The organism is Aureimonas populi (genome assembly GCF_017815515.1).
Taxonomy (GTDB): domain Bacteria; phylum Pseudomonadota; class Alphaproteobacteria; order Rhizobiales; family Rhizobiaceae; genus Aureimonas; species Aureimonas populi.
Genome location: NZ_CP072611.1, coordinates 2075486 through 2100624, shown reverse-complemented (window position 1 = coordinate 2100624; position 25139 = coordinate 2075486). Strand labels below are relative to the sequence as shown.

General features: G+C 68.0%; 29 protein-coding genes. 4 read left to right on the top strand and 25 right to left on the bottom strand.

Translation table 11 applies throughout. The features are described from left to right. The first annotated feature begins 91 nt into the window (after positions 1 to 91). On the top strand, positions 92 to 403 hold the full coding sequence (locus J7654_RS09745) for a polyhydroxyalkanoic acid system family protein (RefSeq protein WP_209735721.1): 312 nt from the start codon (positions 92 to 94) through the stop codon (positions 401 to 403). Position 404: 1 nt separating this feature from the next. On the opposite strand, the gene J7654_RS09740 is transcribed toward J7654_RS09745, so the two are convergent. Then, positions 405 to 965 (bottom strand): hypothetical protein, encoded by a 561-nt coding sequence (locus tag J7654_RS09740; protein ID WP_209735720.1) that lies wholly within the window; start codon positions 963 to 965, stop codon positions 405 to 407. Between the two features lie 216 nt (positions 966 to 1181). Here J7654_RS09740 and J7654_RS09735 point away from each other — a divergent pair, with 216 nt between their 5' ends. Beyond that, on the top strand, positions 1182 to 1496 hold the full coding sequence (locus J7654_RS09735) for a PilZ domain-containing protein (RefSeq protein ID WP_209735719.1): 315 nt from the start codon (positions 1182 to 1184) through the stop codon (positions 1494 to 1496). A gap of 3 nt (positions 1497 to 1499) precedes the next feature. On the opposite strand, the gene J7654_RS09730 is transcribed toward J7654_RS09735, so the two are convergent. From J7654_RS09730 to J7654_RS09695, 8 genes are all read right to left on the bottom strand, one after another. Next, a complete protein-coding gene (locus J7654_RS09730; RefSeq protein WP_209735718.1) occupies positions 1500 to 3662 on the bottom strand; it encodes a DUF1217 domain-containing protein in 2163 nt (720 codons plus the stop codon). Positions 3663 to 3726: 64 nt separating this feature from the next. After that, a complete protein-coding gene (locus J7654_RS09725; protein ID WP_209735717.1) occupies positions 3727 to 4203 on the bottom strand; it encodes a hypothetical protein in 477 nt (158 codons plus the stop codon). Next, positions 4200 to 4553, bottom strand: a complete 354-nt coding sequence (locus J7654_RS09720) for a flagellar protein FlgN (RefSeq protein WP_209735716.1) — start codon at positions 4551 to 4553, stop codon at positions 4200 to 4202. The genes J7654_RS09725 and J7654_RS09720 overlap by 4 nt, the downstream gene beginning before the upstream one ends. Before the next feature lie 53 nt (positions 4554 to 4606). Further along, positions 4607 to 5077, bottom strand: a complete 471-nt coding sequence (locus J7654_RS09715; RefSeq protein WP_209735715.1) for a rod-binding protein — start codon at positions 5075 to 5077, stop codon at positions 4607 to 4609. Positions 5078 to 5101: 24 nt separating this feature from the next. Continuing rightward, the gene (locus J7654_RS09710) at positions 5102 to 5512 is read right to left on the bottom strand and encodes a hypothetical protein (RefSeq protein WP_209735714.1); all 411 of its coding nucleotides are present in this window, start codon (positions 5510 to 5512) and stop codon (positions 5102 to 5104) included. Then, complete coding sequence (locus J7654_RS09705; RefSeq protein ID WP_209735713.1) at positions 5509 to 6264, bottom strand: flagellar biosynthetic protein FliR; 756 nt, start codon at positions 6262 to 6264, stop codon at positions 5509 to 5511. Before J7654_RS09705 ends, J7654_RS09710 begins: the two co-directional genes overlap by 4 nt. Next, positions 6261 to 8366, bottom strand: coding sequence for a flagellar biosynthesis protein FlhA (gene flhA / locus J7654_RS09700; protein ID WP_209735712.1), 2106 nt, complete (start codon positions 8364 to 8366; stop codon positions 6261 to 6263). Before flhA ends, J7654_RS09705 begins: the two co-directional genes overlap by 4 nt. A 65-nt stretch (positions 8367 to 8431) precedes the next feature. Beyond that, positions 8432 to 9151, bottom strand: a complete 720-nt coding sequence (locus J7654_RS09695; RefSeq protein WP_209735711.1) for a winged helix-turn-helix transcriptional regulator — start codon at positions 9149 to 9151, stop codon at positions 8432 to 8434. 62 nt (positions 9152 to 9213) lie between these two features. On the opposite strand from J7654_RS09695, the gene J7654_RS09690 reads away from it, so the two are divergent. Both J7654_RS09690 and J7654_RS09685 read left to right on the top strand, forming a co-directional pair. Beyond that, positions 9214 to 9633, top strand: a complete 420-nt coding sequence (locus J7654_RS09690) for a VOC family protein (RefSeq protein WP_209735710.1) — start codon at positions 9214 to 9216, stop codon at positions 9631 to 9633. Between the two features lie 30 nt (positions 9634 to 9663). Then, a complete protein-coding gene (locus J7654_RS09685) occupies positions 9664 to 10020 on the top strand; it encodes a DUF1428 domain-containing protein (RefSeq protein WP_209735709.1) in 357 nt (118 codons plus the stop codon). Positions 10021 to 10182: 162 nt separating this feature from the next. Here J7654_RS09685 and fliQ read toward each other — a convergent pair whose 3' ends face one another. From fliQ to flgH, 16 genes are all read right to left on the bottom strand, one after another. Continuing rightward, positions 10183 to 10449 (bottom strand): flagellar biosynthesis protein FliQ, encoded by a 267-nt coding sequence (gene fliQ / locus J7654_RS09680; RefSeq protein ID WP_209735708.1) that lies wholly within the window; start codon positions 10447 to 10449, stop codon positions 10183 to 10185. 2 nt (positions 10450 to 10451) lie between these two features. Further along, positions 10452 to 10850, bottom strand: coding sequence for a flagellar hook assembly protein FlgD (gene flgD / locus J7654_RS09675; RefSeq protein ID WP_209735707.1), 399 nt, complete (start codon positions 10848 to 10850; stop codon positions 10452 to 10454). Next, positions 10847 to 11293 (bottom strand): flagellar biosynthesis repressor FlbT, encoded by a 447-nt coding sequence (gene flbT, locus J7654_RS09670; protein ID WP_209735706.1) that lies wholly within the window; start codon positions 11291 to 11293, stop codon positions 10847 to 10849. Before flbT ends, flgD begins: the two co-directional genes overlap by 4 nt. After that, a complete protein-coding gene (gene flaF, locus J7654_RS09665) occupies positions 11293 to 11643 on the bottom strand; it encodes a flagellar biosynthesis regulator FlaF (RefSeq protein ID WP_209735705.1) in 351 nt (116 codons plus the stop codon). Before flaF ends, flbT begins: the two co-directional genes overlap by 1 nt. Before the next feature lie 57 nt (positions 11644 to 11700). Next, the gene (locus tag J7654_RS09660; RefSeq protein WP_209735704.1) at positions 11701 to 12792 is read right to left on the bottom strand and encodes a flagellar hook-associated family protein; all 1092 of its coding nucleotides are present in this window, start codon (positions 12790 to 12792) and stop codon (positions 11701 to 11703) included. Positions 12793 to 12813: 21 nt separating this feature from the next. After that, a complete protein-coding gene (gene flgK, locus J7654_RS09655) occupies positions 12814 to 14292 on the bottom strand; it encodes a flagellar hook-associated protein FlgK (RefSeq protein ID WP_209735703.1) in 1479 nt (492 codons plus the stop codon). A gap of 69 nt (positions 14293 to 14361) precedes the next feature. After that, positions 14362 to 15666: a flagellar hook protein FlgE gene (locus tag J7654_RS09650; protein ID WP_209735702.1), complete on the bottom strand. Its 1305-nt coding sequence runs from the start codon at positions 15664 to 15666 to the stop codon at positions 14362 to 14364. Between the two features lie 170 nt (positions 15667 to 15836). Further along, complete coding sequence (locus J7654_RS09645; RefSeq protein ID WP_209735701.1) at positions 15837 to 16505, bottom strand: response regulator transcription factor; 669 nt, start codon at positions 16503 to 16505, stop codon at positions 15837 to 15839. Positions 16506 to 16706: 201 nt separating this feature from the next. Further along, positions 16707 to 18056, bottom strand: a complete 1350-nt coding sequence (locus tag J7654_RS09640) for a flagellar hook-length control protein FliK (RefSeq protein WP_209735700.1) — start codon at positions 18054 to 18056, stop codon at positions 16707 to 16709. Further along, positions 18053 to 19246 carry a hypothetical protein gene (locus J7654_RS09635; protein ID WP_209735699.1) on the bottom strand — a complete coding sequence of 398 codons (1194 nt, stop codon included), beginning with the start codon at positions 19244 to 19246 and terminating at the stop codon, positions 18053 to 18055. The genes J7654_RS09640 and J7654_RS09635 overlap by 4 nt, the downstream gene beginning before the upstream one ends. After that, positions 19243 to 20394 (bottom strand): flagellar motor protein MotB, encoded by a 1152-nt coding sequence (locus J7654_RS09630; RefSeq protein WP_245195449.1) that lies wholly within the window; start codon positions 20392 to 20394, stop codon positions 19243 to 19245. The genes J7654_RS09635 and J7654_RS09630 overlap by 4 nt, the downstream gene beginning before the upstream one ends. Next, positions 20391 to 21170: a hypothetical protein gene (locus J7654_RS09625; protein WP_209735697.1), complete on the bottom strand. Its 780-nt coding sequence runs from the start codon at positions 21168 to 21170 to the stop codon at positions 20391 to 20393. Before J7654_RS09625 ends, J7654_RS09630 begins: the two co-directional genes overlap by 4 nt. 3 nt (positions 21171 to 21173) lie before the next feature. Continuing rightward, positions 21174 to 22871 carry a flagellar basal-body MS-ring/collar protein FliF gene (fliF, locus tag J7654_RS09620; RefSeq protein ID WP_209735696.1) on the bottom strand — a complete coding sequence of 566 codons (1698 nt, stop codon included), beginning with the start codon at positions 22869 to 22871 and terminating at the stop codon, positions 21174 to 21176. Positions 22872 to 23062: 191 nt separating this feature from the next. Continuing rightward, positions 23063 to 23836 (bottom strand): flagellar type III secretion system pore protein FliP, encoded by a 774-nt coding sequence (fliP, locus tag J7654_RS09615; RefSeq protein WP_209735695.1) that lies wholly within the window; start codon positions 23834 to 23836, stop codon positions 23063 to 23065. Continuing rightward, a complete protein-coding gene (locus J7654_RS09610; protein ID WP_209735694.1) occupies positions 23833 to 24366 on the bottom strand; it encodes a flagellar basal body-associated FliL family protein in 534 nt (177 codons plus the stop codon). Before J7654_RS09610 ends, fliP begins: the two co-directional genes overlap by 4 nt. A gap of 114 nt (positions 24367 to 24480) precedes the next feature. After that, on the bottom strand, positions 24481 to 25137 hold the full coding sequence (gene flgH / locus J7654_RS09605; RefSeq protein WP_245195761.1) for a flagellar basal body L-ring protein FlgH: 657 nt from the start codon (positions 25135 to 25137) through the stop codon (positions 24481 to 24483). Positions 25138 to 25139: the final 2 nt, after the last annotated feature.

Here is a 25139-nt window from a genome sequence, read left to right as displayed (position 1 = left end):
GGGCGCCTCGGGCGCCCCTTTTTCGTTCAGCCATTGCGCGCGCGCGCCGGCTTCGCCATATCGCGGGGCAGTTCGACTTCAGGAGCGTTCCATGGCCGAGACCGTGAAGGTCGATATTCCGCACAAGCTCACACGGGCCGAGGCGCATGAGCGCATCGCCAAGGGCTTCGACCGCATCCGCTCGGACGCCACGGGCGGGCTGGTGAAGTTCGAGGACACCTGGACGGGCGACCATCTCGACTTTCGCGCCAAGGTGATGATGCAGTCGGTGACGGGGCGCCTCGACGTGATGGACGACCATGTCCATGTCGAGATCGAGCTGCCGGCCTTCCTGGCCGCCATCGCCGACAAGCTGACCGGCAAGATCCGCAAGGAGGGCCAGGTCCTCCTTGAGAAGAAGTAGGTCAGGAGCCCGGCGCGGGCACCGGCACGGGCTTGAGCGTGGCGTTCTGCGCCGCGACGCCTTCCTCACTGACGGAAAGGATCGCGCCCAGCCCCGGCAGCACCGAGCCGACCTTGGCGCGCATGAGCTCCCTGGCCGTGGCCAGAAGCGCCTCGCCGCCGAAGATCATCACGATCTCGTAGTCGGCGGGCGAAAGCTCCCTGTCGCGCACGACGCGTGGAACGGGCAAGGCACCGGAGGTGCCATCCGCCTCGGCCGCGTTCGCCACCGTGCCTGTCTCGATCAGGTCGATCGAGCTGCCGCCCTGCTGCAGGGAGGCGATCATCCGGCGGGAGAAATAGTCGGGGTCGTTGGACCAGATGCGATAGGCGGTGGTGAAGAAGCCCGTGGAACTCAGCGCCAGGAGCGCCACGATGCCGGCGAAGACGACATCCATCCTCGTCCATTCGCGCCCGTCCGGCAGCGAGGCGAGCCAGCCGTTCACCCGGCGCAGGCCCTCGCGATAGAAGTCGGACGGACGGGCTTTCTCGAGGAGAACAGGGCGGGCGTCTGGCAGGGACATGGGCGGCGGCTTCCGGCTCGGCAGATGCGGCCATCCTCGCCCGCCACCGGTTAACCCTCCTTGCCGGCAAGGGCTCACGGGCGGGACAAGCTGCCAACATGGTTAGGAAGCGGTGAAGCGCGGGACCCGCGTTAACGTTTTCTTCAGGATATGGACGCAGCGCCGGCTTCATGCCCTATACTCTCCGTCGGCGAGCGAGGTGGAGGCATGGGGGCGATGGCGGAACGGCGGAACGACCCGCGACGGCGCACACGCCTGCGGCCCGGCAAGCTGCTGGACATGAAGGGCGGGTTCATCGCCGATTGCATGATTCTCGACCGCTCGGCGGCTGGCGTGCGGATCAGGCGCTTCGAGCCGGGCGCGTTGCCGGAGGAGTTCCTGCTTCTCGACGAGCGGGAGGGTGAGCGCTGGGCCGCCCGCGCCGTGTGGCAGGAGAAGACCGAGGCCGGCCTTGTTCGCGAGGGGCTTGCCGAGCAGCCGGACCGCCGGGAGATGACCCGGATCGCCGGCCCGTACTACGCTGTGCGCTGAGGCTCAGAAGAGGCCGAGCACGCCGCTGGAGCCGGAGTTGCCGAAGAGCTGGAGCACCGGCGCGGAAGCCGATCCCGTGCCGTTCTCGATGTCGTAGAGCGCCGAGAAGCGGGAGATGAAACGGTCCAGCCTGGCCGGATCCTTGAAGTCGTCGAAATCCAGGCGCTGCTCCAGGATCGCGGCCTGCCGGTCGATGTCGAGCTGCGACATGGAGGCGGGAAGCCCCAGCGCGGTGCGCGCCACCTCGTACAGCGCCTTGTCGGCGAGGATCGAGAAGGCGTTCTCGATTTCGGGCGACTTGCGCAGGAAGTAGAGCGCGAGCCGCGTGCCCTCGCTCGTCTCGCCGGCCTGCGACTCCATCAATTGCAGGAGATAGAGGTTCTGGGCGGTGAGGAAGTCGGCCGGGCGCTGGACGCTCTCCCCCGCCAGGCCGATCCGCCCGTCCGGCTGGAAGTTGAAGCTTCCGGCGAAATCCCTGTAGCGCGCGTCGCCGAAGGCGTTGGCGTAGCTGTCCGGGTCGGCGAGGTCGCTGGTCACGAGCTTGCGGATTTCGGCCGGTGTCAGCTTTTCCTGGTCCAGCCCATGGGCCTTCAGGGCGTAGGCGAGGACGTCCCCGCTGGCGAGGAAGTCCTCCAGGGAACGGATGCCGCCGACCTGTTCCAGATAGGTTTCAGTCGCGGCGCGCACCGAGGCCTTCACGCTGTCGCTCTGGTCGGTGCCGAAGCTGGCCGAATAGAGGGCCGCCGTGCTCTGCTGGACGCGCACGGATTGCACCAGCCGCTCGCTGCGCACCTGCCCGTTCGCATCGAAGTTGAACGCGGCCGCCAGCTTCTCGTAGCGTTCGTCGTTCAGCGAGCGGACGAAGGAATTCGGGTCCGAAGGATCGCTTTGCAGGACCTTGCGGATCTTGGTGTTGCTCTCGAAGGTCGGGTCGATGTCGAAGGCCTTCAGGATGTAGTCGAACGCCGCCTTTCCGTAGACGGGATCGCGCCCCAGAAGGTCGTTGATCGAGTTCATCCTGGTGAGCTGAACGCGGAAGGAATTGGTCTTCAGCGCGATATCGCCGGCCGTCGAGGAGGAGGGATAGGCGGCGTAGAACTTTTCGGTCAACGCCGAGGCGGCCGTCGCGCCGATGGCCTTGCCGGGCTCGGCCGTGCCTTCGGCCGAGAAGTCGAACGCCTCAGCGAGGGCCAGCAGCTTCTCGCCCCGCGCCTTCTGCGCCTCCGTGCCGTTCAGGAGCTTGGAGACCTCGCTGTCGGCGTCCTGCGGCGACTGGGTCAGCACCTTGAGGAGGAAGGCGGGGGTGTCGGCCGCCGGATCGAGCCCGAAGGAGATGCCGATCACGCGGTAGAGCGTCGGATCGTCCACCAGTTGCTCGACCGTGGTGATCGACGCCATCTGGCGCTCGAAATGGCGGGCCTCGAAGGCCGCTGCCTGGCTGCTGTTCCCCTGCCCCACCGCCGTGAGGTAGCGCCCGATGAAGTCCGCCGTGTTCGCCGCGCTCTGCGCCTCGCCGGCCGGCGCCTTTCCGGCCGAATCGAACGAGAAGGCGCGCGACAGGAAGTCGATCCCGCCCGCCCCTTGCGACGGAGCGCCCAGGATCACCGCCCTGACATACTCCTTCGAGGTGATCTTGGGATCGAAGCCGGCGATCCTGGCGATCATCTCGAAGGAGGCCGGGTCGTTCAGCAACTGATCCACCGAAGTCGCGGTGCCGATCATGGTCTCGAAGGCGGAGGCCTTCTGCGCGGCGAGAGAGCCGGCGCGCACGACATGCTCCGAATAGGCCTCCACCAGCCGGTCCGTCTGGGCCTGGCTCTGGAGGGAGGTCGGCGCGCTGGCGGAGGCGAAGTCGAAGGCGCTGGCGAAGTCGCGATAGCGCGGATCGGTCAGGCGGTTGGCGAAGCTCGTCGCGTCCGAAAGGTCGCTTTCGAGGATCTGCCGCACGAAGGCCGTGGAGCCGATCTGCGCTTCCAGCCCGTAGGCCTTCAGCGCGTATGAGGAGAGGCGATAGTCGGAGAGGAAGTCGTCGACCGTCTCCACCTTGCCGATATTGTCGGCGTAATACTGCGCCTCGCGCTTGACCGAGGCGTCCGCCTCGATGCGCGCCAGCGAGCTTGCCATGTCGTTGGCGTAGAAGCGGTAATTGGAGAAGGTGGAGATCATCGCGGCTTTCCGTCGGTCGGCCCGTCATGCTTAACGAAAAGCTGTTACCGCAAGCTGAACGGCTTCACTGGAGGTAGCGCTTCATGCCTTCCCCGCCCATTTCGTTGCGCGGCAGGAAATCGAACTGCTCCACCAGCACCTCGCGCACCACGTCGCGGCCGAGCCGCTCGTTGACGGCGACGCGGATATCGCCCGTCAGGGCCGCCAGATCGTAGCGCTCCGGGCGCTCGAAATCGAAGCCGCTGACGGAGTAGACCCGCCGGAAGGCCTCGTCGAGCACGAAGGGGTCCGGCGGCACGGCCATGGTGGCCACCGTCTGCCCGTCGATCGTATAGACGAAGCGGGCGAGCACGTAGCCCTGGATATTCCCCTCCGCGATGATCGGCACGGAGATGGCATCGGTGCGCCGATAGTCGAGGCCGGCGAAGTAGGTCGGCTCCTCCTTCTCGGCGACCGTGCCCGAGCGCACCGAGGCCACCACATAGGTGGACCCCAGCGAAACGGCCGCGACCCAGAGGCCGAGAAGAAGGATCTTGATCATCGCGAGACCGTCACGCCGTTGACCGAGGCGCCGTAGGTGCCGTCGGATTCGGCCGCCGCCATCTGGCGCGAGATGAGCCCGGCGATCTCGTCGGTGGCTTCCATGTGGAGCTGGAGAACACGGCGGTTGTCCTCCAGGCGCGCGCGCAGCGTGGACAGGCGGTCCTGAAGGCCGTCCGTCACCGTGCCCAGGTCGAGCCCGCGCGCGATGCGGGTGAGCTCGAGAAGGCTCTGGTTCTTGCGATTGCTGGTTTCGCCGAGGTCGATGCGCCGGCCGGCGCGCAGCGCCGTGGTCTCGCCGGCGAGCACCGCTTCAAGTCGATTGATGGCCTGGGTCAGAACCGCTTCCAAAACTCTTCGCTCCCGATACGCGGAGGCCCCCGTCCCGGGGCGCCTCGAGGTTCTTAGATGGATGTCAGCTTCGCGGCGCCGGCCGCGTCCTGGCGCGCCTGCGTGTCGCGCAGCGTGTCCTGCGCCTCAGGCGCAAGGGTGGGGTCGCGGGCCAGCATCTCGGCGATGCCGATGCCGCCCGCGGCCGCGATCTCGTCTCCCAGCTTCTCGGCCAGCATGGAGCGCCAGATGCCGCCCGCCGTGCCGGAACCGAAAAAGCTCGTATTCTCCTGCGGCAGCATCGCTTCCACGAAGGTGCGCAGCACGAAGCCCTCGAACTGCTGGAGCGGGCCCGCCTTGCCGCTCTGGCCGCCCTTGCCGTGGATGGCCGGCGGCATGTCGGCCGCGCCCGCGCGCCTTGCCTCCACCCCGCCCAGCTCCGCCGCGAAGGCGCCGTCCGCCTGCCGGTCGGACGCGGCGCGGGAAGGCTCGGCCGGCTGGGCGGCAAGCGGGAGCTGAAGGGCGGAAACAGAAGCGATCGTCATGGCGAAAGACGTAGCCGACCACTCTTATTCGAGGCTTGCGCCTGCGCGCCTTGCCGCGGACAGATAGGTGTCGAGCGTATCGGAAAGCCGCGCGGCCTCGGCCGCCGCGTCCTCCGCCAGCCGCGCCTCGCCCGAAAGGCGCTCCAGCCGCTTCTCGGTGGCGGCGGCGTCCAGAAGCCGGGCGCGGACCGTCTCCTCCTGCGCCAGCAGGCGAACGCGCTCGGCCTCCTTGCGCTTCAGCGCGCTGGACTTGGCCTCCAGGAACAGGCCGTTCAGGAGGGACTGCTCGCCGAGGCTGGCGAGGATGTCGTGCGCCTCCCGTTCCAGCGCCGCGTCCTGCCGGCGCAGCTCGGCCAGCCGCCACTCCTCCATGGCACGGCGCTTCTCCTGCACCTTGAGCAGGCGCTCCAGCCGCTGGGCGCGTGTGGCGCTCATCCGTTGTACACCCAGTTGCGGAACGCCTCGGTGAACTGCGTGAGGAAATCGCCGATGGAAAATCCGAGCAGGAACAGCCCGCCCATCAGAACGAAGGGCAGCGAGATGAAGTAGACCGGGATCTGCGGCGTCAGCTTGTTGGCGAGGCCGATGGCGAAGTTGACGATCACCGCGTAGACGACGAAGGGGCTGGCGATCCGCAGGCACAGGAGAAAGGTCTCGTCGAGATTATCGGCGAGCGCCATCAGCCCGGCGCGCGGCGCAAAGCCCATCGCCACCGGCAAGGTGGCGTAGGAGGCCAGAAGCGCGAGGATCACCTCGGCATGCAGGTTCAGCGAGAAGATGATGACCGTCGCCGTCATGGTGATGAGGGTGACGAGCGCGGGCACCGGGTCGGTCTCGTCGATGGGCGTGCCGAGCGCCATGCCCATGCCGATGGCGTTGGCGACGAAATTGCCGGCGAACTGGAGCGCGAGCAGGAAGACGCGCCCCAGAAGCCCGATCATCGCCCCGTTGAGGATTTCGGTGACGATGAGCTGGAGCCGCGCATCGTCGCCCCCCTCGCGCACCAGCGGCAGGATGTCCGGCAGAAGCCCGGGCGAGATGGCCAGCGACAGCGCGAAGGCGACGAAGAGGCGCACCTGCGCGGGAATGCGGAGGGAGGAATAGCCCGGCAGCAGCATCAGGCAACTCCCGATCCGGCAGAAGATCAGGAAGAGAGCCAGGATGACGCTGGTCGCCTCCGGCGTCACGAGACCGTTCCGAGCGCCTTGATGTCGATGCCGCGCGCGATCTCCAGATGCGAGAGTACCGGAAGGTTCACGAAAATGCGCTCGATCATCATGCGCACGTAGGGTCGCGCGTCCGGGGAGGCGACGAGCACGAAGTTCTCTCCCTCGGCCGTCTTCTCGCGGATGACCTTCGAGGCCTCGGTCGCGAACTCCTCCACGAGGCGCGGGTCGATGTCGAATTCGATGACGTCGCCCTTGGCGTCGCGCTTCAGCGCCTGGTGGAACGCCAGGTCCCAGCGGTTGCCCAGGCGCAGCACCGCGAGCTGGCCGTTGTGCAGGAGGTCGCCGCAGATCTGCTGCGCCATGCGCATGCGCACATGCTCCACGATCTTCTCCGAGCGGCGCACATGCGGCGAGATTTCCGCGATGGCCTCCAGGATCAGCGTGAGGTTGCGGATGGAGACGCGCTCGGCGAGCAGGAGCTTGAGCACCGCCTGAAGGCCCGAATGGGACATGTGCGCGGGCACGATCTCGTCGATCAGCCGCTTGTATTCCGGCTCCAGCCGGTCCAGCAGCGCCCGCATGTCCTTGTAGGACAGGAGATGGGCGAGATTGTTGCGGATCACCTCCGACAGGTGGGTCAGCACGATGGAGAGCGTGTCGACCGGCTCGAAGCCCGCCCGGCGCGCGGCGCTGGCGAAGGTCTCGGAAATCCAGGCGGCCCGCAGTCCGAAGGCCGGCTCCTTGGTGAGGTCGTGGGGAATGTCGGGCTCGGGCGCCTCGCCGAGCACGATCAGAAGATCGCCCAGCCGCAGCTCCTGCTTGGCCACGCGCGTGCCGTGCACCTTGATCTCGTAGCATTTCGGATCGACCGCCAGATCGTCCGAGAGCTTGATCTCCGGCACGACGAAGCCGTAGCGCGCGGCGAAGCGGCGGCGCATCTTCTGCACGCGGGTCGCCAGTTCGTCGCGCGAGAAGGAAAGATGGGCCGAGAGCTGCTTGCCGAGGACGAGCTCGATCTCGACGATGCGAAGGCTTTCCTTCACCGACTGGCGCTCGGCCTCCAGCGCCTCCTCCTCGACCGCCCGCTTCTCGTCCTCCACGACCTTGGCCTCCTGCGCGCGGCGGCGGGGGATGACATAGGCGGCCAGGCACAGGATCGAGCCGATGGTGAAGAAGGGCAGGAACGGCAGGCCCGGCAGGATGGCCAGGAGGATCATCAGCGCGCCGGCCACGAGAAGGGCGCGCGGATAATAGCCGAGCTGGCGCATGATCGCCGTTTCGGCCGCGCCGGAGGTGCCGCCCTTGGAGACGAGCAGGCCGGCGGCGAGCGAAACGATAAGCGCGGGAATCTGCGTCACCAGGCCGTCGCCGACCGAGAGCTTGACGAAGACGTCGGCCGCGTGCGCGGCGTCCATGCCGTGGCGCGTGATGCCGATGACGATGCCGCCGAAGATGGTGACGGCGGTGATGATGAGGCCGGCGATGGCATCGCCGCGCACGAATTTGGAGGCGCCGTCCATGGAGCCGAAGAAGGAGCTTTCCTCCTCCAGCTCCTTGCGGCGGGCCTGCGCCTGCTTCTCGTCGATCAGGCCGGCGGACAGGTCGGCGTCGATGGCCATCTGCTTGCCGGGAATGGCGTCGAGCGTGAAACGCGCGCCCACTTCCGCGATACGCGTCGCGCCCTTGGTGATGACGAGGAAGTTGACGGTGATCAGGATGGCGAAGACGACGAGGCCGATGACGAAGTCACCGCCCATGACGAAGCTGGAAAAGCCGCCGATCACGTAGCCGGCGGCGTTCACGCCCTCATTGCCGTGCGAGAGGATGATGCGCGTCGTCGCCACGTTGAGCGACAGGCGCAGCATGGTGACGATGAGCAGAACCGTCGGGAAGGCCGAGAATTCGAGCGGCTTCTGGATCCAGAGCGCCACCATCAGGATCAGGACCGAGAGCGCGATGGACAGGACGAGGCCCATGTCGATCAGCACCGCGGGAATCGGAACGAAGAGCACCGCGAGGATGAAGACGATCCCCACCGCGAAACCGATGTCGCGCGTGCTCTGGCGCGCGACGGCGGCGGCCTTCACGGGCCTTGCAAGCTTCAATGTGTCGACGCTCATCGGCTCCTCGGGCAGGCTTTGCCGGGCCGAAGGAAAGGCAGGCCCGCGCCTCCCTTATCGATGCGTTAACTTTTGCCGGGCTGAACGCGCGGCGCCTCCGCCTTGGGCGGAAGCGGAAACAGGGTGACGAACCGCTCCGCGAGGGCGCGCTCGCCGCTGATGGAGAGGGCGCCTGCCTCCTCCAGCTCGCGCAGCGGCCTGCCGCCATAGATCGCAGACGCCATGATGGCGGGCGTGGCCTCGAACACAAGGTCGGCCCCCTCGATTCCCTCGCGCCGGATGTCGATGGCGCCCGCGGCCAGGCGCGCCCGGTAGGTCTCGCCCGCGAAGCGGAAGCCGATATGGGCCTCGATCCCCCTCGCCGCGCGCACGTCGATCATCGTGCGCAGCGAAAGGGCGAAGGAGGCCGCGCTGAAGGGCAATGTCGGATCGTGGAAGGGCGAGCGCGAGGCCCAGCGCCCCAGCGCCTGAAAGATCGGCTCCGCCTCGTAGCCCCATGCCGTCAGTTCGTAGACCGGCGCGCCGGACGGTGGCGGCAGGCGGCGGCGCTCGATCACGCCCGCCGCCTCCAGCCCCTCCAGCCGCTGCGTCAGCACATTCGCGCTGATGCCGGGCAGGCCCGCGCGAAGGTCCGTGAAGCGCCGGGGGCCGAGCATGAGTTCGCGCATCACGAGGAGCGCCCAGCGCTCGCCGAAGAGGTCGAGCGCATGGGCGGCCGCGCAGGCGTCCTCGTAGCGGCGCTTGCCAAGCGGGGATTCCATATCAGTTATTTTTTCTAACTTCATTGTTGTTTTTTATAACTACCTCTGGCAGGCTCTTCCAATCACACAAGAGGGAGGGTGCCCCGATGAGCAAGCTGATTTTCGTGAACCTTCCGGTCAGCGACCTGAAACGGTCCACGGCCTTCTACGAGGCGGTGGGCGGACGGGTGAACCCGCAGTGCACCGACGAGACGGCGGCCTGCCTCGTGTTCTCCGACACGATCCACGCCATGCTCCTCACCCACGGGAAATTCGCACAGTTCACGCCCAAGCCCATCGTCGACGCCAAGGCGAGCGCGCAGGTGCTCCTGTGCGTTTCGGCCGAAAGCCGCGGCGAGGTGGATGGGCTCGTGGAGAAGGCACGGGAGGCGGGCGGCGCGCCGGATCCGACGCCCACCCAGGATTTCGGCTTCATGTACGGGCGCTCCTTCGAGGACCCGGACGGCCATATATGGGAAGTGATGTGGATGGACATGGAGGCCGCCACGGCCGCGATGGCCGGCTGACGATCACGCGAAGCAGAGGAGAAAGCCCCCATGTCCTACATTGACGGATTCGTCGTGGCGGTGCCGGCCGCCAACAAGGAAGCCTACCGCGTTCACGCACAGGCCGCGCTGAAGCTGTTCCTGGAGTTCGGCGCGACGCGCTGCGTGGAGTGCTGGGGCGATGACGTGCCGGACGGCAAGATCACCGACTTCAGGGGCGCGGTGAAGGCCCTCGAGGACGAGGTCGTCCTGTTTTCCTGGATCGAATGGCCGGACAAGGCGACGCGCGATGCCGGGCACAAGCAGATGATGGAGGATCCGCGCATGGAGCAGATCGGCGAGATGCCCTTCGACGGGAAGCGCATGATCTACGGGGGCTTCTCTCCCCTCGTGGACATTAGTCGCTGATCGGCGGGAGGGCCCTCCGCTCGGTCAAGGAAGAGCCGGACCGGTTACGGGAGGCGTTCTCGGGCGCGAAAGGAGGTGCCGAGCCGATGCGGCCGTTTCGTCGGCAGCCCCGTTTCGCGGCGTCGGATCGTCCGGCCAGCACATCTGCGCGGCCGGCAGTTCTTAGTAGCTCGTCTCGATCCGGGCGAAGGCTTCCTGGGTGAAGGCCCAGACCTGCGCGCCGGTGAAGGAGGCGGTGAAGGCGATGATGACGAAGATCGCCAGGATCTTCGGCACGAAGGTGAGCGTGATCTCCTGGATCTGCGTCAGCGCCTGGAAGAGGGCGATGACCACGCCCACGATCATGGCGCCGGCGACCGCCGGCCCGGAGGCGGCGACGATGGTCCAGATCGCGGACTGCACGATGTCGATGGCGTCTGCCTCGTTCATGGCTATTCGATCGTCACGCCGTCGGCGAGCGCGACCGTGCTGCCATTGGTGAGGGTTGCCAGAACGTCGTTGCCCGCCACCTGCACGGACTTCACGTAACCGCTGGTCGTTCCGTCCGCGCTCGTCAGCACCCGGCCGATCAGGCTGTCGGCCTGCGTCAGCGAGGAGACGGTGATCATGGCGTCGAACTTCTGGTTCAGCTTGATGGTCTGCTCGACATTGGAGAAGGAGGCGAGCTGGCCCATCTGCTCGGTCGGGTCCATCGGCGAGAGCGGGTCCTGGTTCTTGATCTGGGCGATCAGGAGCTGGAGGAAGGCATCGTAGTCCATCCCCGTCTTCAGTTCGCTCGTCGTCTGGACGGCGGCCGCGCTGGAGGCGGTGGTCCCGGAAACGGTGGTCATCGCGCAGCTCCTGCAACGAGGGGAAGAATCTCGGCCGAAGGCAGCGGCGCGCTGTCATTGGCCAGCACCCTGTCTTCCATGGGAATGAGCGCCCGCAGGCGCTTCAGCGCGTCGAACGGCCGGTCGCGCTGCACCAGTTCCTCCACCTCGGCCAGCCCGTCGCGGATGGAGGGCGTCTCGAAAGCGGCCAGGAGAAGCGCCACCGTGCTTTCGAACACCCGCTTGGCATCGACCGCATTGGCCGGGTCGATCAGCATCATCTGCACGATGAAGTAGAGCTGGCGCAGCGGCGTGCGCGTATCGGCGGCCTGCATGACGTGGCTTTCCAGGAGGAAGGTCACGTCGTTCAGGATTTCGAGCTGCGTGCGGCGGTCGACGCGCATGACGGCGCCGTTGATGAAAATCCGCTCGCCGGCCTTCAGGGAAAGCTTGAGCGTTGACATCAGGCCTCGAGCCCTTCGCGGATCGAGGTGGTGATCTCGATGAGGCTGGCGAAGCTCGTCACGCGGCCGAGCCGGATGGCCTCGGCCTCGCGCATGACCCAGAGCCCGATGGAGATCAGCGAGGCCCGCAGGTCCTCGGGCAGCGTGTTCTCCGGGTTGGCGAGGTCTTCCACCAGGATCGTCCAGAGGCTGCGCACGAGATAGACCGCCTCCACCGCCTCGCGCGACTTCGGCCCGGCCGCTTCCGCGCGCTTCATCGCCTCGATGGAGCGATCCAGCGCCTCGCGCTCGCGGTCGCGCGAGGTGGCGAAGCTCTCTTCGACGATCTCGGCGTAGGAGAACTGATACATGCCCGTTCCTTGTTCATGGACGTTCTTCACCGGCCGTCATGGCCGGCGGGGTTCGGTTCAGAGGTAGTCGAGGATGTTGATCTCGCGGATCAGGCTCGTGACCCGGTAGGATGCCTCGAGCTGGGTCTGAAGCGCTGCCACGCGGTTGGCGGCCTCGACCATGTCGACATCCTCCAGCGCGCCCAGAGAGGCGGCGACGATGTCCTTCTGCTGCTTGAGCGACTCATCGGCCGCCTCGACGCGCGAGATGCGGTTGCCGAGGTCGGAGCGGATGGCCGTGACGCCGGAGAAGCCTCCCGAAATCCTGCCTTGCGCGGCGGCGGACAGCGCGGCGCGGGCGCCCTCGCCCATGTCCCCGGAGGCGAGGTCGAGCATGACGTAGCCGGCCATGAGGTCGCGGAAGGCGGCCCCGTTGCTGCTCACGGAGCTGTCGATGGTCTCGCTCTTGGAGATGCGCGATTCGATCGTATCGTCGCTGGCGTTCGACCACACCTCGTTCCACCGGGGATCGGAGAAGAGGTCGTCGAACCGGTGGTTGTTGCCCTCCCCGTCCGTATAGCCGGCTTGCGAGAAATAGGCCTCGAGATCGCCGGCCGCGAGCGCGGACACGCCGCCGCCATCGGTCGCCGCCGCGACGAAATCGTCGAAATGGGTTTGCGCCACCGTCTTCGGGCTCGGCAGGGACGTGCCGTCCTCCCCCACGCGCGGCGCGTCGTAGCCGTTCAGGGGGCGCACGTCGGTGTTGGTGCCGGCAAAGATGTACTGGCCGCCGACCGAGAGGTTGGCGGAGCCGATGAGCTGGTCGAGCGCATTGGCGGCGACCTGCCGGGCGCTGTTCAGGAAATCATCGTTGCCCAGCCCGGTGATGAGCTGGTTCTGCAAGCCCTCGGCCGTTGTGGCCACGGTCTCCAGCGTGTCGTCGGCCAGCGTCAGGCGCTGGGTGACGAGCTTGTTGGACTGGAGCAGGCGGTCGAGGCTCGTCTCCTGCGAGCGAAGCGACACGGCGTTGGCGGTCTGCCGGCCGAGCGTGCGTCCGACATCGGCGTGGCGGTTCGTCGAGGTCTCGACGAGCGCGTCGCGCAGTTGCGATTCCACGCGCATGATCTGCGCGCGGGCCGCGTTGTTGAACGAGATCGTCGAGATGCTCATAGTCTATATCCCTAGGCGCGCTCAGACGCTCTGCAGGAGGGTGGCCAGCATGTCGTCCACGGTGGAGATCAGCTTGGCGGCCGCCTGGTAGGAGCGCTGGAGATCGGTCAGAAGCGTCATCTCCTCAGCCAGGTTGACGCCGGTCTCGTTGGAGAGCGTCTCCTGCGTGCGCTGGAAGATCGTGGTGCGGTACTCGGTCTCCGAGAGGGCGCCGGCCCGGCCCGCCTGGAGCCAGCCGAGCGAGGAGGCGGCGAAATCGACCAGCGTCGCGCTGGTGCCGATGCCGGCCTCTGCCGAAAAGCCGCGCGTGCCGCCCAGCGCATCGGCAAGGCCGAGGATGCGGGTCGAGAAGCCCGCGGAGCCCTCGCTGTTGTAGAGGAAGGCGCCCGGATGGTCGGGATCCACATTGATGCCGCCGTCGCGGATGAGGGTGGGCGTCTCGATCGCCCGATCGGCGATCTTGAGGCGGCCGGCGAGGCCAGCCACGCCCTCGCCATTCTCCAGTTGCGCAAGGTCCAGGCTGCCGCCCGAGGCGGTGAAGAGGCCCGGCAGGGAGCCGAGCGTGCCGCCCGCCCTCTGGTCGCTTTCCGCGAAGGTGAGGACCAGCGCGCGGGCGATCTCGTCGAGCTGCGTCTGGAAGGTGACGGCCACCTCGTCGCGAAGCGTCGTCAGCCCCACCACCGCGCCGCTCTTGAGCGGCATGGAGGCGCTGGCGCCCGTCACGGTGACGCCGTCGATCTTGAAGGCGTTGCCCGAAACGCCCGGCTGCAGCGGGCTGGTGGGCGTGAACTCGACGAGCCGGGCCTTGGTGTCGAACAGCGTCACGCCCGAATCGGTGTGCAGCACGAGGTCGTTGTCGCCGCGGATGCGCGCGGTCACGCCGACATATTCCGACAGCGCCGTCACCGCCTGGTCGCGCTTGTCCACGAAGTCGGTCACGTCCGTGCCGGCGGCGGTGCCCTGGACCACCTTCTTGTTCAGCGCCTCGATCTCGCCGAGCAGGCGGTTCATGTCCTCGGCCGCGCTCGCCAGCGAGTTGTCGGCATCGCGCCGCACGGTCTCGACCGTGGCGTTCACCTCGGTGATGGAGGTGGTCAGGTCGCGCGCGGCATCCAGCGCCGCGCGGGCGAACTCGCTGCTGGAGGGGTTGGAGGCATAGGCCTGCAACGCATCCGACAGGTTGGAGATGCGCGCGGCCGGAGAGCGGGCGAGCGTCGTGTCGCCGATCACCTCGTCGATGCGCTGGTAGCCCGAAGCGAGCGTCGACCATGCCCCGACCGCCGAGGAGGAATCCAGCATGTTCCGAAACAGGACCGAATTCTGCGACTGGGCGATGGAGGCCACCTCCACCCGCCCGCCGATGCCGGTCACGACGTTGGCGTATTTGCGCGTGGCGCCTTCCGTGTTCAGGTTGGCGATGTTGCGCGAGACCAGCGCCGTGTGCGTCTGAGACGCGATCAGCGAGGATTTGGCCGTGTCGAGGGCAGAGGATAGCGACATCGCTGAGGGTTCCGGCGAATTTATCTAGACAAGGACGGCCGGCCCGGCCTGCGAAGCCGGGGACCGCGATCAGCGTTTGAGGTTGACGAGAACGTCGAGGATTTCCGAGCCGGTCTGGAAGACCTTGGAATTGGCGGTGTAGCTGCGCTGGCTCTCGATCATGGTGGTCAGCTCGCTGGCCAGATCGACCGTCGACTGCTCCAGCGCGCCGTGAACCAGGGTTCCAAGGCCGCTCTCGCCGCCGAAGCCCAGCATGATCTCGCCGGACTCCTTGCCCGCCACGAAGACGTTGCCCGGCAGGGAGCGAAGATTGTCCGGGCTCTCCACCATGGCGAGCGGGATCTTGTAGAGCGGCACGAGCTCGCCCGAGGCGAAGCGCGCCGAGACGATGCCGTCATCGGCGATGACGATCTGGTCCACATTGCCCGGCGGGTTGCCGTTGACCGTGGCGGCAAGCGGCTGATAGGCGGCGCCGACCTGCGAGGTGCCCGAGATGTCGAGCGTCATCTGCTGGCCGTTGGGAATGGTGAAGGAGAGCGAGCTGGGGTTCACCAGCTTGCCGGCCGCGTCGAAGGTCACGCGGACCGGGGCCATCACCTGCGCGTCGGCATCGTAGGGGAACGGCGTGTCGGAGCCGGAGCCCGCGCCGGAACGGTCGTAGATCGCATATTCCCACTCGCTCTCCGTCTCCGGGTTCGTCAGCGAGCCGTCGACGGTGCGCGTCATGTAGACATCGAGGATGACCTCGTTGCCGGCATTGTCGTAGACGACGATGGAGTCGGTGAAGCTGTAGGCGGCGTCCGCCGCGTTTCCGCCCGGCAGCGCAGCGTCGGCCACCGTCTCCCCGCCCTTGGGCAGGTTGACGCGGAAGACACCGGAATCGGTGGGCGTCAGGCGCAGTTGCGAGGCGTTGAGGTTGACGTTCTGAAGGCCGGCGAAGCCGTTCAGCACCCCTTCCGTGTCGCCGAGCGGCAGCGGGTAGCCCTGCAGGATGTAGCCGGCAGCGTTCACGAGGTCTCCATTGCCGTTCTTCACGAAGGAGCCGGCGCGCGTCAGGAAGGTGCCGCCCGACCCGTCGGAGACCACCATCATGCCCTTGCCCTGGATGGCGAGGTCCACGGCCTGCGAACTGCTGGCGTTGGAGGTGTAGGTCAGCCCGCCCTGCTGGCTGACGAGCTGGCGCGTGTTGGCTTCCACCACGCCCGAATTGTACTGGCCCGAACCGGACGCCAGGACCAGCGCCGAGAACTCGGTGGTCTGGCGCTTGTAGCCCGTGGTGTTGGCGTTGGCGATGTTTTCCGAAACCCCGGCCAAACGCGTCGCCTGGGCATTCATCCCCGACACGCTGGTCCGCATCAAACCGCCGATGCTCATCGCGCTACCTTACTTTGTCTTCCAAACCTAACCAACACTTAGCCTGCGAAGCTTGCGCGGGGCTGCGCGATGGGCAGATTTTCTATCGCAATTTGGGGTTGAAAAAGCAAAAACCCCACATTCCGAAGCAGAATGTGGGGTTCATACTTAGTTAATACTTTGTACTGATATCAGACGCCAATCCCGTACCCAAGGTAGCGCTTGGACGAGACCGGATCGTAGCCGAGGCGCATCTTGAGCTTCTTGCGAAGCTTGGAGATATGGCTCTCGATGACGTTCTCCTCGACGTTCTCGTCGAAAATGCCGTAGATCGCCGAGAAGAGCTGCTGCTTGGTGACGCGGCGGCCGCGATTGGCGACCAGATATTCCAGGATGCGCCGCTCGCGGCGCGGCAGCACCATCGGCTCGCCCGCCACTTCCGCATCGCGCCCGTCGTTGAAGACGCAGATCTCGTCCACCGAGGTGCGGGCCCGGTCCACCCCCTCGCGGCGGCGGATGGCGCCGACACGGGCCAGGATCTCCTTCACGTGCACCGGCTTGGTGACGACATCGTCGATGCCGGCCGCGAACAGGTCGAGCGTGGAGTTCAGCGCCTTGGTCTCGGCCAGCGCGATCATCGGCGCGGTCGAGCGGCTCCGAACGAGCCGCGTGAAAGAATTGCGCTCGGGAAAATCGCCCAGCAGGAAAGCTTCGACGGCCGAGACGTCGGTATCCGACGCGCTCTCAACCCAGTCCCGAAACTCCTCTACCTGGAACCCGGCAGACGAAACCCCCTCGCTGCCGAACAACGACTTGTAACCACCCGTGACCAGATCACGATCATCCACAACTACAATCATCTCACCACCGCCTGCGACTTGCTTCCCCGTGATTTATTGATAGGCGGTGAAGGCGCCGGGGAGCTATCCCTAAAAATCACTATAGGGTTAACGAAAAGTGTCGCGAATGGGGCATTGCGCCTTATCTGCCAATAGCTTGCGCGAAAATGACACGGGTCGAAAAAAGGCGATCCGGTGGCATTTCGATTCGCAAGGCCAGGATCAGAGGTAGACGGAAGACGACGGTTGACGCGCTGAAGATGCGTTTTCACCTCCGCGATCCGGCTGCCGTCGATCAGGTTCCGAATCTTTCTGTGGACGATTTTGCCGCCCGGCCTCCTGCCCGGCCGGCTCGCCCTGGCGCTGCATGGTCCCTTCGCCGCCTGTCTCCGCGCCGCGCTGGGCGGCCGGAACGGTATCGCGCGCCACCACGGTGATCGCGCTTTCGTCCACCGAGAAGCCCGCCTTTTCGAGAAGCGACTTCAGGCTCGCCTTGTCCTCCAGGAGGACACGGGCGGTTTCCATGCGGCTGGCCGAGAGTTCCAGGGTCAGTTGGCCGTCCACGAGGCGCATGGAAACGTCGAGCGTGCCCAGCGTCTCGGGCTGAAGCTGGATCGTCAGCGTCTTGAGCGCGGCGCCGCCGGCGCGCATGCGAAGATGGGTCTCGCCGGAGGGTAGCTCGGCCTCGCCCTTCGGCCCGCCCGAGCCCGGCGCGAAGGCATCGACGATGCGCGCGGCGATCTGGCCCGTCATGGGCAGCGCGTTACCGGTCGGGGCGGTGGTCGAGGATGCGACGGCGGGGGCGGCGGCAGGCGCGAACCGCTCTTCCAGCGCGGCGAAGCGCGCCGAGCGCCCATCCAACAGGGTTGCGCGGCCGGCGGCCGAGCGCCCGCTCGCCGCCTTGCTCACCGGGGCGGCCTCCCCCTCGGCGGCACCGAGGCGCGCCAGCGTCTCGTCGAAGCGCGGGCGGATCGCCACCGTTTCCGTACCTGCCTCCCGGTCCGCCTTGCCCGAAGGGCCGGACAGGATGCGCAGGAGCGCGTCCTCGTCGGCCGCCTCGCCTGAAGCCTGCGCCTCGCCGTCCTTGCGCACGATCACGCCGCCGTCCTGGCCGGGCTCGAAATGCGTTTCCATGTGAACGACTTCGAGCTTCACCCGGCCCCTGGCGAGCGTGATCACATCGGCGGTCTCGCGCCCCGCGCGCGGCGAAGCAGGCACCTCGGCGTCGTCCGCCGCCCCCTCGTGCCCGGCCGGCTCCCCGGCCTGCGCCTCTTCGGCGGGCGGCGGAGTGCGGGCGCGGTTGGCTGCGTCGATCAGGCCGAGCATTTCCCCGGCGGCCCGCCTGGGCTCGGCCGGCGCTTCATCGTCCGGGGCTTTCTCGGGGGCATCGCCGAGCCCTTGCTCGCTTGCCTCGGGGCGCGTCTCGGCCCGGCGCGGCGTCTCACCGCCCCGCCCTTCCAGCTTGCCCACCTCGACGTCGAAGGCGCGCGCGTCGGCGCCGTCGCGCCGCCCCCCCTTTGCGGCTGGGAGCACGTCCCGGTCGAGAGGCATCGGGGCACCGGGAATGTTCATTGCGTTTGCGTTCCAAACTCGGAATTGAGGCGGCCCAGAACCCGTTCGGCCCGGTCGAGGACGGGCGAGGCCATGCCGTCCACGGGTTCCTCGGAAATTTGCGTGAGCAGCGAGGGCGCGCGCTCGATCTCGGCCACGATGTTGCCGGCCGCATCCAGCAGCGCGGCGTCCTGCGGATGCAGAAGGTCGCGGGGAATGTCGGCCAGCGCCCGGCGCGCGCCGGCGGAATCGCCGGGGCCGACGGCGGCGGCGGCATGATAGAGCCGGGCGCGCGCCTCGTCGGCCGGCGTCATGCCCCCGATCTCCAGCGCCGCGCCGGCGGCCTGATGGGCAAAGGCCATGCGCCCTTCCACCAGCGCGCGGCGCGCCACGGCGAGCAGGAGCGTGCGGCGGCGCTCGGCCGGCAGGCCGGCGATGACGTCGGTCATGGCCGCCATGGCCTTGTCCGCCTCCCCCATGCCCCGTGCCGAGAAGATGGCCGCGAAGCGCGCCTCGAAATTGGCGCTGTAGGAGGAGGCTGAATAGCGGTCGAAATACTGGCGCGCCAGGCGGTCGGCCTGATCGTGCCGGCCAAGGCCGTCGACGATCAGCACCTCCAGCCGCAGGGCGGCTTCCTCGATGAGGCCGCCGGGCGCCAGAAGCCGGGCGCGGTCGAGATAGCCCGCCGCCCGCTCGGGCTCATCCTCCTGCCAGAGCTGGCCGAGGACGAGGTTGATATGGCCGGCAAGGCCCGGCTCCATGTCCGACAGATCGACCAGCGACAGGGTATCGCGGGCCCTTGCCACGTCGTTGCGCACATAGGCGATGGCGCCGTCATAGAGCCCGCGATCCTCGATCGGCAGCACGTCGGCGGCGATCAGCCCTTCCAGCACCTCCGCCGGCCCGCCCGACAGGACGAAGAGCACGGCGGCGCGCTGATTGCGCGGGTCGCTCCACACGGGCGCGTCGGCCGCCAGGAAGACCGGCGCGAAGCGCTTGAGCAGAAGCGCCTGGACACGGATGGCCCGGTCGTTGCCGCGCGCCACCTGATCCTGGAGGAACTGGAGCGAGCGGATGATGTCGAAGGGCATGGGCGAGCGTGTGGACGCCGCGCCGGCCTCCGATGTCGGCTCGGCCGGGCTTTCCTGCGCCCCGGCCGGCGCGCAAAGGCCGAGCGCGAGCACGGCGGAAAGGACGAGGCGGTGGGTCACGCGGCCGGCTCTTGCAGCAGGATCTCGATGCGCCTGTTCTCGGCGGCGTCCGGCTCGGCCGGGTTCTTCAGGCGGCGATCGGCGAAGCCCTCGATGGCCGAGACGCGGGCCTCGTCGAGGCCGCCGCGCAGGAGCATGTAATAGGCCATGTGGGCGCGCGCGGTGGACAGGCGCCAATTATCGAATTCCTCGCCCCGATAGGGCCGCGCGTCCGTGTGTCCGCGGATGATCACGGTTCCCTCGCGCTCGGACAGGACCCTGGCGATCTCCTCCATCAGGCTGATCGTGGCGGCATTGGGCCTGGCCGAGCCGATCTCGAACATGCCGCTGGTCAGGCTGTCGGCGAGCGAGATGGTGATCCCGCCCTCGCCCTCGCTCACCTCCACGCCGGCGGCCGTTCCGGGCGTGGTGGTCATGCGCAGTTGCTGCTCCAGCCGGTCGGCCTCGGAGCCGGCCGGCGCGGGCGCCTCGGCCGGTTCCTCCACCACGGCCTCCGGCGCCTCGGCCTCGGCGGCCGTGGCCACGGCGGGGGTGGGCTCGACGACGAGCGTCGCGAACTGGCTCTGCGCCTCCCTCTCGGCCTCGGCACGCCCCTCGGCATTGGGCTGGAGCTGCCAGGAGGTCGGATCGAAGGGGTCGCGATAGGCGTCCCCGCCGTTCAGGCCGGGCAGGCCCGTGCCGTCGGGCACGGGCTCGTTGCGGCCGGTCTGCGTGCCCGGCCCGCCGCCCTCGGCGACGATTTCCGCCAGCACCGCATAGGGGTCGCGGAAGATCGCCTGATCCTCGCCGCCCGTCTCCGTGCCGCCCACGGGCTTGCCGTCCGAGGCGCCCGGCGCCTCCGTCTCGCCGGACAGGGGCAGCGGCTCCTGGCTGGCCGGGGTCGTCTCGCCCGTGTCGAGGCCGGGCGTGGGCGGCGTGGAGGCGTTGAGCTTGATGGGGTTGAAATACTGCGCGACCTGGCGCCGCGTGGATTCGTCCGACGCGTTCACCAGCCACATGACCAGGAAGAACGCCATCAGCGCCGTCATGAAATCCGCGAACGCGATCTTCCAGACGCCTCCGTGATGGGCCTCTTCCTCCTCGTGCCTGCGGCGCACGATGATGATGTCGCCATGGCGGCTGATGGCCGCGCCGTCCTGTGCGCTCACGAAAGGGCCTTCTCGAGTGCCTTGCCCCATGCCGAGAGGCGGGTTTCGATGGTGGTGGCGTCCGCGTCGAGGCGAATGTCGACGCGGCTCTCATCCGGCTTGACGGACAGGCGCCCGGCCTTGTCGCCCAGCTTCTCGCGCAGCTTCTCCAGAAGGTCGCTGGGGCCGGTGGCGGCGAAGCGGAACTCGGCGCCTTCCGGCGCGATCACCTTCACCGCGTCGGCCAGGTCCTCCAGCGCGCGGCGCTGGCGGGCATCCATGGCGAGCGGCCGCAGCACGTTCTTGACCGTCGCCTTCATCGTGTCCTCGAACACGGCGAGCTGGAGGATCATCAGGTCCGCCAGCCTGTCGGCCTGCTCGCTGGACCAGCGCTCCCGCGCGGCGGCCAGGGCCTCCTCGTGGGCTGATTCCATCTCGGCCCGCACGGCCGCGCCGGCAGCCTCGCCGGCCGCCTCCATCTCGGCCCGCACCGCGGCCTGCGTTTCGTCCCGCGCCTCCTGCCGGGCCTCCTCCACGGCGGCCTGGAGCGCCTCACGCTCGGCCGCCCATGCGGCGCGCTCGGCCTCCAGCTCGGCCAGAGGCACCTTCTTCACCTCCGGCGCGGGGGCCATGGCCTGCGCCAGCGGCACGGGCTTGCGCGCGGCCACGGGCTTCAGGGTGCGCACGAAGGGGGGGTCGCCGGCGGGCCGGGCGGGGGCGCGGCGCTCGGAAACCGCACGCAGCGGCACGAACTCCTCGCCCTGGATGTCGCTGAGATACTGCGCCAAGGGGATCATGGGCTAAGCCGCCTCTTTCTGGTGAATCCACTGCTTCAGGATCGAGGCGGCCTGCGCCTCGTCGAAATCGATGAGCTGTTCCAGCCGCGCCTGCGGCGAGCGGTCCCGGCGGCTCGTCAGGTCCTCCAGCAGATCGGGGTCCATGCCCCCGCCCCCGCCGACGCCGCCCCCGAAGCCGAAGTCCGCGCCGAACCCGGGGAAGGCCGGGGCGCCGTCACCCTCGCCGAAGCCGGCATTGCCCAGCTCGATGGGCTCGCCGCCCAGGCCGCCCGCGCCGAGCGCCTCGGGCTGGGGCGCGGCGATGGCCTTGATGGCGGGCTTGAGGCCGAACCAGATGAGCAGCACCGCCACGAGAAGGATGGTGAGCGCGTTGATGAGCGTGCCGGACTGGCGGGCCAGCGTCTCGCCGATGCCCACGGGCTCGACGGGCTGCAATTCCTCGCCGCTGGCCAGGAAGTCCACCGCCGTCACCTCGATCTGGTCGCCCCGCGCCTGGCTGAAGCCGGCGGCGGAGGAGACGAGCGCGCGGATCTCGGCCAGGGCCGTATCCAACTGCTCGGGCGTCGCGCCCTCGCCCACCGTCTGCATCAGACGGCTGCGGTTGACGACGACCGCGACGGACAGGCGCTCCACCTCGTAGCCATCGCTCACCGTCTGCACGGTGGTCTCGTTGATCTCGAAATTGGTCAGTTCCTCGCGCCGCTCGGTCGCCTCGGAGGATTCATTGCCCTGGGGCGAGGCCTGCGCCTCGGCCTGCGGCACGTTCTGGTCCACCGTGGTCGGCGTCTGGCTGTCGCGGTCCGTCGCCTGCCCGGTCTCGCGAACCGTGCGCACGGAGCGCTCGACGCGGCCGTCGGGGTCGAAGGTGCGCGCGTTGACGGAGCGGCGGTCCGTGTTGAGCTTGGCCTGCACGCTGGACTGGAAATTGCCCACGCCCAGATAAGGCGCCAGCGTGCGGCGGATGGAATCCTCCACCTGCCGGGAGACGACCCCCTCCATGCCGAGCTGCTTGGAGGGCGCGGCGGAGACCCCGTCGTCGCCCGAGGCCAGAAGCGTGCCGTCGGTGGAGAGCACCGTGACCTGGTCGACATTCATGCCGGGAATGGCGCTGGCCACCAGATGGCGGATGGCCTGCGCGGAGGAGAAGGCGGCCACGTCGTCGGTGCGGATCACGACGCTGGCGGAGGGCGGCTGGCGCTCGCGGCGGAAGGAGCCCTCCTCCGGCATGACGATGTGGACGCGCGCGGCGCGCACGTCCTTCAGAGACTGCACGGTGCGGGCGATCTCGCCCTCCAGCGCGCGAACGCGCGTCACCTGCTGCATGAAGGAAGTCAGGCCCATGGAGCCGATCTGGTCGAACAGCTCGTAGCCGGCATTGTCCGATCGCGGCAGGCCGCGCTCTGCCAGCAACATGCGGGCGCTCGCGGTCTGCGAGAAATTGGTCAGGACGGTATCGCCCGCCGCATTGACGTCGAAGGGAATGCCCGCCTCCGTCAGCGCCGCGCCGATGCGCGTCACGTCCTGCCTGTCGAGGCCGGAATAAAGCGTCTCCATCTGTGGCCGCGAGAGCGCGTAGGCCCCCAGCGAGACCAGCGCGACCACGAGCAGGCCGATCAGGCCCAGCGCCGCGAGCTTGCGGGTGCCAAGTGCGTTCAGATTGGAGAGGAGCTGCTGGGCTTGAGCCCCAACGACCAAGGACATGCCGTTTCTGCTTTCACACGTACCGTTCGATGCGGTGCACCATGGGCGAGGAAGCTTGTGCGGAACGGGGATTGGGGCCGCTTTCGGGCAGGAATGACACAGGTGTGACTTTCAGGCGCAAGCGTCGCAAAAGCCCCGGCCTCCTTGCGGAAGACCGGGGCCCGGAAAGACGCCGTCGAGGGGGAGCATCGTCAGAAGAAGGAGCGCACCAGAGAGCCCGTCAGCATGTTCCAGCCGTCGATGAGGACGAAGAACAATATCTTGAACGGCAGGGAAATGATGGTGGGCGGCAGCATCATCATGCCCATGGACATGGTCAGCGTCGCGACGATCAGGTCGATCACGAGGAAGGGCAGGACGATGAGGAAGCCGATCTCGAAGCCGCGCCGCAATTCGGAGATCATGAAGGCGGGGATCAGGATGCGCAGCTCGACCGCGCCTTCCTCTCCCGAACCCTGCTGCACCTCCGGCAGGCGGTCGCGCATCGAGGCTTCCGAGATGTCGGCGAAGAGCGCCAAATCCTGCTCGCGCACCTGGGACAGCATGAAGTCGCGGAAGGGGTCGGCGATGCGGGTGAAGGCCTCCTCCTCGGTGATCTCGTTCTGCAGAAGCGGACGCAGCCCGTCGCGCCAGGCCTGGTCGAAGGTCGGCGTCATCACGAAGAAGGTGATGAACAGCGACAGCGAGATGAGGATGAGGTTGGCCGGCGTCGACTGGAGCCCCAGGCCCATGCGCAGGATGGACAGCGCGATGACGACGCGCGTGAAGGACGTGACCATCACCAGGAGGCCGGGCGCGATGGACAGCACCGTGACGATGCCGAAGAGCTGGACGATGCGCCCCGAGATCGCCGCGTCTCCGGCGGGAATGAGGGAGGCGAGATCGCCCAGCCCCCCGCCGCCCGCCTCCTGCGCGAAAGCGGGGCCGGCGGCCAGAAGCGCCAGCAGGAGGACGAAAAGCCTCATTGGGCGATCAGCGAGTGGATGATGTAGTCGGCCACGGCCGGCGAGCGCTGCATGGCGCGCTGCTTCAGGTCCTCGCGCAGATGCAGGAGGCCGCGCGAGCCCTCGATCTGGGCAAGGTCCAGCGAGCGGGCGAAAGCGAGCGTGTCGGCCGAGACCTGCGCGGCGAGCACGTCGGTGTCGCCCGCCTGCTCGGCTTTCAGCACGAGGCTGGCCTCGACGCGCAGGATCGTGGAGGGAGGCGAGGAGATGTTGGTGACGATGGGCTCCACCGGCACGATGACAAGCGGGCCGAGCCCGGCGCCGTAGGCCGCGGGGGCGGCAGGCTCGCCGGCCTCCCCGCCCTCCTCGGCGCCGGCGGCGTCGGGCTGGCGCATCTCGCTCATCAGGAAGCCGGTGGCGCCGCCGGCCACCACGGCAATCGCGGTGGCGGCCGCCACGCCCAGGATGATGGGCATGCGGGCGGGCCTGGCGCCACCCTCGCCGGCGATCAACTGACCTGGATCGAATGCCAGCGCGTTCTCGTCCGCCATCGGTTCCCCTCGCGAATGCCGAAGGCGCCAAGGCCCGGCCGGCCGCCGTCATGGCGGGTTCTTAACGAGGACTTAACGAGGCTGGCTGACCCGGGCCTTGTCGGCCCGGGCCGGTCAGTACGGCAGGATGTTGTCGAGCACCTGCTGGCCCCAGGCCGGCTGCTGCACCTCCGACAGGCGCCCGCGCCCGCCGTAGGAGATACGGGCCTCGGCGATCTTGTCGTAGGGAATGGTGTTGTTGGGCAGGATGTCGCCCGGCCGGATGAAGCCTGCGATCTGGAGCACGCGCAGCTCGTAATTGACGCGCACCTCCTGCTGGCCGGCGATGAAGAGGTTGCCGTTGGGCAGGACCTGCGTGACGACGGCGGCCACCGACAGGTCGATCCGCTCCGAGCGGCGCACCGAGCCGCGCCCCTGCGAGCTGGTGTCGTTCGACACGTCGAGATTGAGCCCGAGCGTTCCAAAGGAGCGGCCGCGCCAGTTGCCGTCGAAATCGGTGCCGAACTCGGTCTCGCCCGTGCGCGAGCGACGGCTGTCGTTGCTGAGTTGGGCCTGGTCCTGGATCTGGATGCGCACCGTGACGATGTCGCCGACATTGAGCGCGCGGGTGTCGCGGAAGAAGTCGGCGTTGCGGTCGGTCCAGAGCGAGTTCGTCTGGCGCGGCAGCTCCGCCGGAAAGGAAGTGGGCTGCACCACGGGGGTGTTGTGGTGGATGCCCGCGCCCACCGGGCTCATCACCGGCTCGGCGCGGAAGTCCTGCCGGCTCGTCATGC

Coding starts and splice junctions, on each gene's coding strand:
- J7654_RS09745 (WP_209735721.1), top strand. CDS start 92: ATGGCCGAGACCGTGAAGGTCGATATTCCGCACAAGCTCACACGGGCC.
- J7654_RS09740 (WP_209735720.1), bottom strand. CDS start 965: ATGTCCCTGCCAGACGCCCGCCCTGTTCTCCTCGAGAAAGCCCGTCCG.
- J7654_RS09735 (WP_209735719.1), top strand. CDS start 1,182: ATGGCGGAACGGCGGAACGACCCGCGACGGCGCACACGCCTGCGGCCC.
- J7654_RS09730 (WP_209735718.1), bottom strand. CDS start 3,662: ATGATCTCCACCTTCTCCAATTACCGCTTCTACGCCAACGACATGGCA.
- J7654_RS09725 (WP_209735717.1), bottom strand. CDS start 4,203: ATGATCAAGATCCTTCTTCTCGGCCTCTGGGTCGCGGCCGTTTCGCTG.
- J7654_RS09715 (WP_209735715.1), bottom strand. CDS start 5,077: ATGACGATCGCTTCTGTTTCCGCCCTTCAGCTCCCGCTTGCCGCCCAG.
- J7654_RS09710 (WP_209735714.1), bottom strand. CDS start 5,512: ATGAGCGCCACACGCGCCCAGCGGCTGGAGCGCCTGCTCAAGGTGCAG.
- flhA (WP_209735712.1), bottom strand. CDS start 8,366: ATGAGCGTCGACACATTGAAGCTTGCAAGGCCCGTGAAGGCCGCCGCC.
- J7654_RS09695 (WP_209735711.1), bottom strand. CDS start 9,151: ATGAAGTTAGAAAAAATAACTGATATGGAATCCCCGCTTGGCAAGCGC.
- J7654_RS09690 (WP_209735710.1), top strand. CDS start 9,214: ATGAGCAAGCTGATTTTCGTGAACCTTCCGGTCAGCGACCTGAAACGG.
- J7654_RS09685 (WP_209735709.1), top strand. CDS start 9,664: ATGTCCTACATTGACGGATTCGTCGTGGCGGTGCCGGCCGCCAACAAG.
- fliQ (WP_209735708.1), bottom strand. CDS start 10,449: ATGAACGAGGCAGACGCCATCGACATCGTGCAGTCCGCGATCTGGACC.
- flgD (WP_209735707.1), bottom strand. CDS start 10,850: ATGACCACCGTTTCCGGGACCACCGCCTCCAGCGCGGCCGCCGTCCAG.
- flbT (WP_209735706.1), bottom strand. CDS start 11,293: ATGTCAACGCTCAAGCTTTCCCTGAAGGCCGGCGAGCGGATTTTCATC.
- flaF (WP_209735705.1), bottom strand. CDS start 11,643: ATGTATCAGTTCTCCTACGCCGAGATCGTCGAAGAGAGCTTCGCCACC.
- J7654_RS09660 (WP_209735704.1), bottom strand. CDS start 12,792: ATGAGCATCTCGACGATCTCGTTCAACAACGCGGCCCGCGCGCAGATC.
- flgK (WP_209735703.1), bottom strand. CDS start 14,292: ATGTCGCTATCCTCTGCCCTCGACACGGCCAAATCCTCGCTGATCGCG.
- J7654_RS09650 (WP_209735702.1), bottom strand. CDS start 15,666: ATGAGCATCGGCGGTTTGATGCGGACCAGCGTGTCGGGGATGAATGCC.
- J7654_RS09645 (WP_209735701.1), bottom strand. CDS start 16,505: ATGATTGTAGTTGTGGATGATCGTGATCTGGTCACGGGTGGTTACAAG.
- J7654_RS09640 (WP_209735700.1), bottom strand. CDS start 18,056: ATGAACATTCCCGGTGCCCCGATGCCTCTCGACCGGGACGTGCTCCCA.
- J7654_RS09625 (WP_209735697.1), bottom strand. CDS start 21,170: ATGATCCCCTTGGCGCAGTATCTCAGCGACATCCAGGGCGAGGAGTTC.
- fliF (WP_209735696.1), bottom strand. CDS start 22,871: ATGTCCTTGGTCGTTGGGGCTCAAGCCCAGCAGCTCCTCTCCAATCTG.
- fliP (WP_209735695.1), bottom strand. CDS start 23,836: ATGAGGCTTTTCGTCCTCCTGCTGGCGCTTCTGGCCGCCGGCCCCGCT.
- J7654_RS09610 (WP_209735694.1), bottom strand. CDS start 24,366: ATGGCGGACGAGAACGCGCTGGCATTCGATCCAGGTCAGTTGATCGCC.
- flgH (WP_245195761.1), bottom strand. CDS start 25,137: ATGACGAGCCGGCAGGACTTCCGCGCCGAGCCGGTGATGAGCCCGGTG.